10 protein-coding genes are annotated in these 9,118 nt (G+C 70.7%); 5 read left to right on the top strand and 5 right to left on the bottom strand.

All coding sequences use genetic code 11. The features are described from left to right. A partial coding sequence (locus FGF04_RS13185; RefSeq protein WP_235882320.1) for an ATP-binding protein occupies positions 1 to 211 on the top strand: 211 nt, incomplete at its 5' end. A 48-nt stretch (positions 212 to 259) separates the two neighbouring features. Here FGF04_RS13185 and FGF04_RS13180 read toward each other — a convergent pair. The 4 genes from FGF04_RS13180 to FGF04_RS13165 all read right to left on the bottom strand — a co-directional run bounded on the left by FGF04_RS13180 (position 260) and on the right by FGF04_RS13165 (position 2,916). Beyond that, positions 260 to 736 carry a MarR family winged helix-turn-helix transcriptional regulator gene (locus FGF04_RS13180; protein WP_149511498.1) on the bottom strand — a complete coding sequence of 159 codons (477 nt, stop codon included), beginning with the start codon at positions 734 to 736 and terminating at the stop codon, positions 260 to 262. Positions 737 to 828: 92 nt separating this feature from the next. Continuing rightward, the gene (locus tag FGF04_RS13175; RefSeq protein WP_149511497.1) at positions 829 to 1,635 is read right to left on the bottom strand and encodes an AIM24 family protein; all 807 of its coding nucleotides are present in this window, start codon (positions 1,633 to 1,635) and stop codon (positions 829 to 831) included. Next, entirely contained in the window at positions 1,632 to 2,282 is a 651-nt protein-coding gene (locus tag FGF04_RS13170) for an AIM24 family protein (RefSeq protein ID WP_149511496.1), read from the bottom strand. The genes FGF04_RS13175 and FGF04_RS13170 overlap by 4 nt, the downstream gene beginning before the upstream one ends. 1 nt (position 2,283) lies before the next feature. Further along, positions 2,284 to 2,916: an AIM24 family protein gene (locus FGF04_RS13165; protein WP_149512247.1), complete on the bottom strand. Its 633-nt coding sequence runs from the start codon at positions 2,914 to 2,916 to the stop codon at positions 2,284 to 2,286. Between the two features lie 188 nt (positions 2,917 to 3,104). On the opposite strand from FGF04_RS13165, the gene FGF04_RS13160 reads away from it, so the two are divergent. From FGF04_RS13160 to glxA, 4 genes are all read left to right on the top strand, one after another. Then, a complete protein-coding gene (locus FGF04_RS13160) occupies positions 3,105 to 3,449 on the top strand; it encodes a DUF3817 domain-containing protein (RefSeq protein WP_149511495.1) in 345 nt (114 codons plus the stop codon). Next, positions 3,446 to 3,739: an MTH1187 family thiamine-binding protein gene (locus tag FGF04_RS13155; RefSeq protein ID WP_031073724.1), complete on the top strand. Its 294-nt coding sequence runs from the start codon at positions 3,446 to 3,448 to the stop codon at positions 3,737 to 3,739. Before FGF04_RS13160 ends, FGF04_RS13155 begins: the two co-directional genes overlap by 4 nt. Before the next feature lie 339 nt (positions 3,740 to 4,078). Continuing rightward, positions 4,079 to 5,965, top strand: coding sequence for a glycosyltransferase family 2 protein (locus FGF04_RS13150; RefSeq protein WP_149512246.1), 1,887 nt, complete (start codon positions 4,079 to 4,081; stop codon positions 5,963 to 5,965). Between the two features lie 3 nt (positions 5,966 to 5,968). Continuing rightward, positions 5,969 to 7,951 (top strand): radical copper oxidase GlxA, encoded by a 1,983-nt coding sequence (gene glxA / locus FGF04_RS13145; protein WP_149511494.1) that lies wholly within the window; start codon positions 5,969 to 5,971, stop codon positions 7,949 to 7,951. A gap of 34 nt (positions 7,952 to 7,985) precedes the next feature. On the opposite strand, the gene FGF04_RS13140 is transcribed toward glxA, so the two are convergent. Beyond that, positions 7,986 to 9,017 carry a glycoside hydrolase family 6 protein gene (locus tag FGF04_RS13140; RefSeq protein ID WP_149511493.1) on the bottom strand — a complete coding sequence of 344 codons (1,032 nt, stop codon included), beginning with the start codon at positions 9,015 to 9,017 and terminating at the stop codon, positions 7,986 to 7,988. Positions 9,018 to 9,118 lie beyond the last annotated feature (101 nt).

Here is a 9,118-nt window from a genome sequence, read left to right as displayed (position 1 = left end):
GGGGGTGCCTGCGGCTGAGCGCGAGCGGGTCTTCGAACGGTTCGTTCGCCTCGACGAGGCCCGTACGCGGGACGACGGCGGGGCCGGGCTGGGGCTCGCCATCGCGCGGGATGTCGCCGTGCGGCACGGGGGCGCACTTACCGTGCGGGAAGCGGCGGCAGGCGGGGCTCTGTTCGAGCTCCGCCTGCCGGCTCCGCCGGGAGGCGGGTGAGTTGTCTGCGGGTGCGCTGTGGCTGGTCGCGCAGTTCCCCGCGCCCCTTTAAGGGCGGCCCCGCTGGCTCCTCAGGTGTTCTGCGATCGGGGCCAGGGATGTGTGGAGTTCCTCCAGGGCCTCCGGTGACAGGAGGTCCATGAAGTGCCGCCGCACCGAGCCCACGTGGTGGGGCGCCACCTTCTGCATGGTCTCCATGCCGTGGTCCGTGAGCACGGCGAACAGTCCGCGGCGGTCGGACTCGCAGTTCTCGCGCCTGACCAGGTCCGCGTTCTCCATGCGGGTGATCTGGTGCGAGAGCCGGCTCTTGGACTGGAGGGTGGCGGACGCGAGGTCGCTCATCCGCATGCGTACGCCCTCCGACTCCGAGAGGTTCACCAGGATCTCGTAGTCGTTCATCGTCAGCCCGAACGGTTGGAGGTCCCTCTCAAGCTGATACGTCAACAGCCTGTTGACCTCCAGGTGGGTGCGCCAGGCGCACTGCTCCGCATCGGTCAGCCAGCGGGTGGCCGTCTCGGTCTCCATGAATCAAGTCTACCTAAAATGTTGAAAGGCGAACTAGTGAGGGTGGCGTGACGACGCGCACACGTTCGACGTCACACTCCGCAGACTACCGCTCACAGCCCGAAGCGACGCTGGAGGTCCCCGAGCTGTCCGGGAAGACGCGGTGCACCGCCCTGCTGACCCTGGTGACCTGGCCCCCCTCCGCCGCCGGGCACCCCCGGCTCGTTCGGGACCGCGCCCGCCGCCTGCTCGGCCATCAGCGCCTCGCTGGACTGCAGCAGCACCGTGCCGGCCCCCACGAACTCGAACTGGTGCTCCTCCCCGGAGGCCCCGCCGAGCCCCGTCATCGCACGTAGACCGCCCATCAGACCCGTCATGTACGCGTGGTCGTAGTGGTGGCAGGGGGAGGGGCAGTCGGCCCAGCCGACCAGGGCCTGCGGGTCGACCCGGATGGGGGGTTCCATGAACACCACGGGGCCGTTCGAGGCGGCGACGAACTTGCCCGTTCCGATGAGGGTCAGGAAGCCCGGCACGATCGACTGCTTGAGCGCGAGACTTGGCTGAAAAGCGAGGAGGTTGCCCGAGCGAATGGTCAGGTTGCCCTCCTCCAGGTCGAAGGAGTTCACGTCGAAGGCCCGGTCGGCGAGCAGCATCTTGCCGGAGCCGGAGGCCACCACCCAGTCGCTCGCGTGCAACGGCGAATGGAACGACGTTCGCACGAGGCGGTCCAGCCGGCCGTGCCCGATGCCGTTGAACTCCATCGAGCCGTAGTAGGCGATCATCTTGCCCTTCTGCAGGAACCACTCGCTCCCCTTGAGCTCCACGCAGAAGGTGTACGCGTTCACGTTGTCGTCGGCCGGCAGGGTCGCCGGGTCGTGGACGAGGGGGCCGGCGGGGCCGCTGCCCGGGTAGGTGGTCACAGCTTCTCCTCCGACGCCTGCACGTACACCGCGCCGCTGCCGCTCAGCTCCAGCTGGAAGGCCTCGCCCGAGCCGCGGCCCACCAGGTCGCGCAGGCCCAGCGCGCTGGACAGTTTGTTGCGTACGTCCCCGTGGTGGGCGACGTACGCCTGGGGGTCCACGTGCACCGGCCGCTGCGGGCTGATGGGGACCTCGACGACCCCGCCGTGCGCCATGACGGCGACGGAGCCGTGGCCCTTGAGGGTCGTGGTGAACAGGCCCTGTCCCGTCACCTGGCCGCGCACCATGCCCATGACCCCGCCCTGCGAGCCCATGAACATCGTGCCCTGCTGCAGGGTGCCGTCGAAGGCCAGCAGCCGGTCCGCCTCCACGTACAGGGTGTCGCCCTCCAGGGTGATCACCTGGATGTGGTGGCCGCCGTGCCCGAACAGGACCGTGCCCGAGCCCTCCACGGTCATCAGGGGCGTCGACTCGCCGGCCGCCCGGCGGCCGATCATCGACATGATGCCGCCCTGGCCGCCCTGCACGTTCGGGGTGAAGGACACCTCGCCCTTGTAGGCGAGCATCGCGCCGCGCTGGCTGAACAGCTTCTGGCCCGGCGCCACCGTGGCCTCGATCATCTTGGAGTTGATCTCACGGAAGGGCATGTCACACGTCTCCCGCGATCGAATTGCGCTCACTGGGCTGCACGTAGACGACCCCGTCGCCCTCGAAGCGGATCTGGAAGGCCTCGCCGCCGCCCTCGCCCAGGAACGTGCGGAAGGTCACGCCGGACTGGAAGGACTGCCGCAGGTTGCCCTGGTGGGCGATGTACGCGCCCGGGTCGACGGTGAGCGGGTACTGCGAGCTGACCCGCAGCACGACCGCGGGGCCGTCGGACATGATCGCCGCCTGGCCGTGCCCCTCGATCGTCGTCGTGAAGAGGCCGTTGCCCTGCGAGGCGCCCCTGAGGCCCGTGAAGGACGTGCCCGTGCGCAGTCCGGAGTCGGTCGCGAGCAGGTTGCTCGACTCGACGAAGAGCTTGTCGCCCTGCAGGCTCACCAGGTTGATCTCACTGGCCCGGTCGGCGAACCAGCACGTCCCCTGGCCCTTCACCTCCATGAGGGTCATCTGCTCGCCGGTGATCCGGCGCGTCACCATGCCGCGGATACCCTCGCCGCCGCCGCTGAGCTTCTTGAAGGCCATCTGCCCGTCGTACGCGACCATGGAGCCGTTCTTCGCCTTCACGGCGTCCCCGGTCATGTCGACGGCCAGCACCTTGCTGCCTTGGAGTCGGAACATCGCCACGCTGTGACGGTAGCCGCCGGGCGAAGCCCGTGACCACATCCTCCGGGATGATCCGGCCCCGAGCGAACCCCGAGATGTCCGGATGCTTCAATGGGAATGCTTGTGCGTGCGTTCACAAGGCAGCGCCCGCACGGCTTCCGTCCTGTTCTCCTCCCTCCTCTCCCCCTTCCCGAAGGTGACCCGTGGACCTCAAGACCGCCTCCGCCCTCCGCCGCCTCCGTCTGGTCTCCGGTCCGGAGGCCGTCTCGTTCCTGGTGCTGCTCGTCTGTTCCGTCCTGAAGCGGACCACGGACTTCAACGCGGTCCCGGTGATGGGCGTGGTCCACGCCGTCCTCTTCATCCTGTACGCGATCTTCTGGGCCGACGCCTGGAACCGGGCGCGGTGGGACCTGAAGACCGCGGCTCTGTACTTCGTCCTGTCGGTGCTGCCGGCCGGCGGGTTCTTCGCGGAGCGCAGGCTCCGGCGCGAGGCCGAGGACGCGGTCATCGCGTCCCGCGCGCGCAACGAGGGGATCGTGGGGGCATGATCGTCGCCTTCTCCGTGACGCCGCTGGGGGTCGGCGAGGACGTGGGGGAGTACGTGGCCGACGCCGTGCGGGTGGTGCGGGAGTCGGGGCTGCCGAACCGCACCGATGCGATGTTCACGTCGGTGGAGGGGGAGTGGGACGAGGTCATGGACGTCGTCCGGCGGGCCGTCGCGGCGGTGGAGGCGCGGGCGCCGCGGGTGTCGCTCGTCCTGAAGGCCGACATCCGTCCGGGCGTGACGGACGGACTCACGTCGAAGGTGGAAACGGTGGAGCGCCACCTGTCCGCCTGACGCCGTAGGAACGGCCCCCACCGGCCCGTACGCACAGTGCGGCCCGGCGGGGGCCGTTCGCGCAGTTCCCCGCGCCCCTGAGGGGCGCCTCCGGCCGTTCGTGCGCATGTGCGGGCCCGTGGGGGCTTGTCGCGCAGTTCCCCGCGGCCCGCACCCGCCGCCCAAGCACCTGGGGGCGCGGGGAACTGCGCGCTCAGCCCCCACCGGGCCGCACCCGACGAACCCCTGACCGCCGGAGGCACCCCGCACCCGAGTGGCCCCCCTCCGTTCGACACGCCGTCAAAAGCACACTTTTGTGTGGGTATCGGCTTGTTCGATCACTGGGCACTGGAGGGCGATGTGCGGCCGAAGGGCTACGACTACGACACCCACAGCCGGCTGGCCGGACCGCTCACCGAGCCGTCCGGATCCGCCTACCGGGTGCAGTACACAAAGCTCCTGTCGAGCGAGCCGCACCGAATAAGAGCCGTCCTGCTCATGACGCTCGCCCCCCTGCTCACCGGACTGCTCCTGGTCTACCTGGTGTGGCCCACCCACTGGGTGGAGCGCGAGGGCGGCGCCCGCTGGCTGGTCGGCCTGGACGTCACGATGCTCGTGGCGATCGGCCTGATCGAGCTCTTCATGGTCGTCAACGTGGCCTCCATCGCCCACGCCACGATGGTCGCCCGGGACCCGGTCCCGGTCACCCCGCAGCAGGGCACCCGGGTCGCCTTCCTGACCACGTACGTCCCCGGCAAGGAACCCCTGTCGATGGTCCGGGCCACCCTGGAGGGGGCCGTCAAGGTCACCCACACCGGCCCGCTGGACGTCTGGCTCCTCGACGAGGGCGACGACGACCGGGCGAAGGCCCTCTGCGAGGAACTCGGCGTACGCCACTTCACCCGCCACGGCGTCCCCGAGTGGAACAGGGACAAGGGCGTCCACAAGACGCGCACCAAGCACGGCAACTACAACGCGTGGATCGCGATGCACGGCGGCGCGTACGACTACTTCGCCTCCGTCGACACCGACCACGTCCCGCTCCCGGAGTTCCTGGAGCGGATGATGGGCTACTTCCGCGACCCGGACGTCGCCTTCGTCGTCGGCCCGCAGGTGTACGGCAACTACACCGCCCCCGTCACCAAGGCGGCCGAGTCCCAGCAGTTCCTCTTCCACGCCCTGATCCAGCGCGCCGGCAACCGCTACCGCGCGCCCATGTTCGTCGGCACCAACAACGTCGTGCGGATCGCCGCCGTGAAGCAGATCGGCGGCCTGTACGACTCCATCACCGAGGACATGGCCACCGGCTTCGAGCTGCACCGGCACAAGAACCCGAGGACCGGTCACCACTGGCAGTCCGTCTACACCCCCGACGTGCTCGCCGTCGGTGAGGGCCCCGCCTCCTGGACCGACTTCTTCACCCAGCAGATGCGCTGGTCGCGCGGCACGTACGAGACGCTGTTCAAGCAGTACTGGAGGGCGCCCTTCTCGATGCCGCCCGGACGGCTCTTCTCGTACACGCTGATGCTCGTCTACTACCCCATGACGGCCGTCAACTGGCTGCTCGGCATCCTCAGCTGCGTCCTGTTCCTGTGCTTCGGCGCGTCCGGCACCCAGGTCTCCGCCTCCGTGTGGCTGATGCTCTACAGCGACGCCGCCGCGCTCCAGGTCGGGCTGTACCTGTGGAACCGGCGGCACAACGTCTCCCCGCACGAGCCGGAGGGCTCCGGGGGCCTCGCCGGCATGGGGATGTCGGCCCTGTCCGCGCCCATCTACCTCAGGTCCCTGGCCGCGGCCCTGGTCCGCCGCCCTAGCCGCTTCGTCGTCACCCCCAAGGGCGGCGGCGCCAGCCCCGACCGGCTGCTGACCTTCCGGATCCACCTCTTCTGGGCCGCGGTCCTGACGGCGTCCCTCGTCGCGTCGTTCGCGCTGGGCCACACCCACGCGGCCATGCGCACCTGGGCGGTCCTCGCGCTGGTCATATCCCTCGCCCCGGTGGCCGTGTGGGCCGCCACCCGTACCCGCGCCCGCGGGGCGGCCCGGTCCGTCGTGCCCACCGTCCTGGTCACCGAACCCACCGAAGCCGAAGCCGGAGCCGAAGTCGGAGCCGAAGCCGAAGTCGAAGTCGGAGCCGAAGCCGGCGGCGGCGACGAGGCCGGCGAGGCCGGTGAGGCGGTCGAGCACGCCCCGGCGCTCGCGGGCAGCACCGGCGCCGCGGTCTCCAGCAGTTCGACAGGAGGTAGCTAGGCCATGGCCCACCGGCCCCTGAAGAGGGCGTCCCTGAGGGCGCCCTCGAAGAAGACCCAGAAGCGGCTGCTCGGCGTCGGCGGTGTCGCGCTGCTCGCCGGGCTCAACGCCCCCGCCGCCATCGGCTTCGCCTCGGAGCAGTACCACGAGTACAAGATCGCCCAGCCCGGCTACCAGGCGAAGTACGGCTCCTGGAAGCAGCTCGACATCCCGGAGGAGTTCCGCACCAACGCCATCCACGCGGCGCTCCTGCACACCGGCAAGGTCCTGATCGTCGCGGGCTCGGGCAACGAGCAGAAGAAATTCGACAAGGGCTCCTTCGACACCGTCCTGTGGGACCCGAAGGCCGACACGTTCAAGAAGATCCCCACCCCGGACGACTTCTTCTGCTCCGGGCACGCCCAGCTGCCCAGCGGACGCATGCTGGTGGCCGGCGGCACCGCCCGCTACGAGCTGCTCGACGGCGAGGTCGAACGGGCCGGCGGCGGCATGCGCGTGAAGAACGAGAACCCGGACAAGCCGGTCGTCCTCAAGAAGGGCACCCGCTTCCGCTCGCCCTCCGGCGTCGAGTACGTCAGCCGCTTCGACGTCACCGTCCCCAAGGCCAAGCGCACGCAGAAGATCACGTACGACAAGGCCGGGGTCATGCAGCCCTGGAAGACGAAGGTGGTGGCGAGCGAGGCCCGGGTCTTCGTCGAGGCCACCGAGGACGGCCCCGGCCCGGTCACGGACAAGAGCGCCCAGTACGAGATCCTCGGCCTCAAGGGCAAGGACGCCGACAACACGTACGGCCTCTCCGAGAAGATCACCATGGACAAGCAGGACTTCCAGGGGATCAGGGCCGCCTACGAGTTCGACCCCGTGGCGGAGAAGTACGTGCCGGTCGAGCCGATGGACAAGGCCCGCTGGTACCCGACGCTCGTCGGCCTCCAGGACGGGAAGGTGCTCGCGGTCTCCGGGCTCGACGACGTGGGGGTGATCGACCCCGGCGACAACGAGATCTACGACCCGAGGACCAAGAAGTGGACCCCGGGCCCCAAGCGCTACTTCCCCACCTACCCGGCCCTCTTCCTCACCCAGGGCGGCAAGCTCTTCTACCCGGCCTCCAACGCCGGTTACGGACCCGCCGAACTGGGCCGCGACGCGGGCCTGTGGGACCTGAAGACCAACAAGTTCCAGAAGGTGCCCGGCCTGAGCGACCCGGACGAGACCGAGACCTCGGCCTCGCTCCTGCTGCCGCCCGCCCAGGACCAGAAGGTGATGGTCCTCGGCGGCGGGGGCGTCGGCGAGTCGAAGAGGTCCACCTCGCGCACGGCCGTCGTCGACCTCAAGAAGGACAACCCCGTCTTCGAGGACGGCCCCGACCTGCCGCAGGGCACCCGCTACCTGAACAGCGTGATCATGCCGGACGACTCGGTGTTCACCTCCAACGGCGCGAAGGACTACCGGGGGCGCGGCGCCAGCAACATCCACAAGGCGCAGTTCTACGACCCCGGGTCCAACTCCTTCCGCGCGGCCGCCGCGCCGAAGGTCGGCCGCAACTACCACTCCGAGGCGCTGCTGCTGCCCGACGGCCGCATCGCCACCTTCGGCTCCGACCCGCTCTTCGACGACCAGCAGAACACCAAGCTGGGCCACTTCGAGCAGCGCATGGAGATCTACACCCCGCCCGCCCTGCACAAGAACGCGAAGAGCCGTCCCGCACTGGGGGACGGACCGCAGGAGGTCACCGGCGACGGCCGCGCCACCTTCGCGACCCGGCACCCCGAGCGGATCGCGAACGCCCGGCTGATGCGGCCCAGCGCGGTCACCCATACGACGGACGTCGAGCAGCGGTCCATCGCGCTGGGACTCACCAGGACCGACGACTCGGTGACCGTGGAGGTACCCAGGGACCGGACGCTGGTGCCGCCCGGCTGGTACATGCTGTTCGTGACGGACGCCGACGGGACGCCGTCCGAGGCGAAGTGGATCCAGGTCACCTGACGCACGGCGGGCGGCGGCGAGCCGCCCGCCCGGCCTACCCGGGCGCGGAGTTGCGGGCCAGGCCCAGTGCGTACTCCGCCCACCACTGCCCGGCCGCCGGGCCGCCCCGGCACCGGCCGTCCGACTCACCGGGCCGCTTGATCCACAGGTACGCGTCCACCAGGGGATCGCCGGTGTCGGTGGTCGGCGCCGCGCCCAGCGCCCGGCCCGGCGGGTTGCACCAGGCCTGCGCGCGGTCGCCGTCGGGCAGCGGGCCGTTGCCGTTGCGGCTGGTGTCCATCACGAAGTGCTTGCCGCCGAGGGCCGCGGACAGCCGGCGCCCGTACTCCTTGATGGTGTCGTCCGTCTCGAAGTTGGAGACGTTCAGGGCGAAGCCGTCCGCGTCCGCCACCCCGGCGCGGCCGAGCGGCCCGACCAGTTTCTCCGGCTCCTCGATCCACGCCGGGTTGCCGGCGTCCAGGTACACCCTGGTGTGCGGCTGCCGCTTCAGCCGCACGATCGCCTCGGCGAGCAGCAGCTCGCGCTCCGCGTGGTACTCGGCCGGGGTGCAGCCGTCGACGACGTGGGCGACCGCGTCCGGCTCCAGCACCACCAGCGCGTCGCTGTCGCCCAGCGCCCGCGCGAACCGCTCGACCCAGTCCCGGTAGGCGTTCGCGTCCGGCGCCCCGCCCGCCGAGTGCTGCCCGCAGTCGCGGTGCGGGATGTCGTACGCCACGAACACGGCCGTACTCCCCGCCCGGGCCGCGGCCCGGGTCGCCTCCCTGATCCGCGGCCCGGGGTGGTCGCCGGCCGGCCACAGCGCCGCCGGCCGGTCGGCGATGCGCCGCAGCAGCCGGGCGTCGTCCCCGCGCCCCTGCCGCTCCCAGGCCCGGACCTGCCGGGTGGCGGGGCTCGCGGGGTCGATCCAGAACGGGGACCCGGCGGCGGCCGGGCTCGCCGGGGCGCGGGTCTCCCGGGCGAGGGAGGCCGGGCCGGCCCCGGGCGGGGGCGAGCAGCCCGCCGCGAGTCCGAGCGCGGCGAACGCGGCGAGCGCGGCGGAGGTACGGGTACGGGTCGGCCGGAACATCCTGCCCCCTTGGGCGAAGGTGACCGTCAGTGACGGTTTCCGGTCATCGTGACATAACGCACCTATCGGTCACAGGTGCGACACCGTCAGCCGTCACCCCG

Source organism: Streptomyces apricus, assembly GCF_008369065.1.
Taxonomy (GTDB): Bacteria; Actinomycetota; Actinomycetes; order Streptomycetales; family Streptomycetaceae; genus Streptomyces; species Streptomyces apricus.
The sequence above is the reverse complement of the archived record's forward strand: the minus strand, read 5'-3'. Positions and strand labels throughout refer to the sequence as shown.

Bases quoted from the DNA above. Each gene is read 5' to 3' on its own strand.
- FGF04_RS13180 (WP_149511498.1), bottom strand. From the start codon at position 736: ATGGAGACCGAGACGGCCACCCGCTGGCTGACCGATGCGGAGCAGTGC.
- FGF04_RS13170 (WP_149511496.1), bottom strand. From the start codon at position 2,282: ATGCCCTTCCGTGAGATCAACTCCAAGATGATCGAGGCCACGGTGGCG.
- FGF04_RS13165 (WP_149512247.1), bottom strand. From the start codon at position 2,916: ATGTTCCGACTCCAAGGCAGCAAGGTGCTGGCCGTCGACATGACCGGG.
- FGF04_RS13155 (WP_031073724.1), top strand. From the start codon at position 3,446: ATGATCGTCGCCTTCTCCGTGACGCCGCTGGGGGTCGGCGAGGACGTG.
- glxA (WP_149511494.1), top strand. From the start codon at position 5,969: ATGGCCCACCGGCCCCTGAAGAGGGCGTCCCTGAGGGCGCCCTCGAAG.
- FGF04_RS13140 (WP_149511493.1), bottom strand. From the start codon at position 9,017: ATGTTCCGGCCGACCCGTACCCGTACCTCCGCCGCGCTCGCCGCGTTC.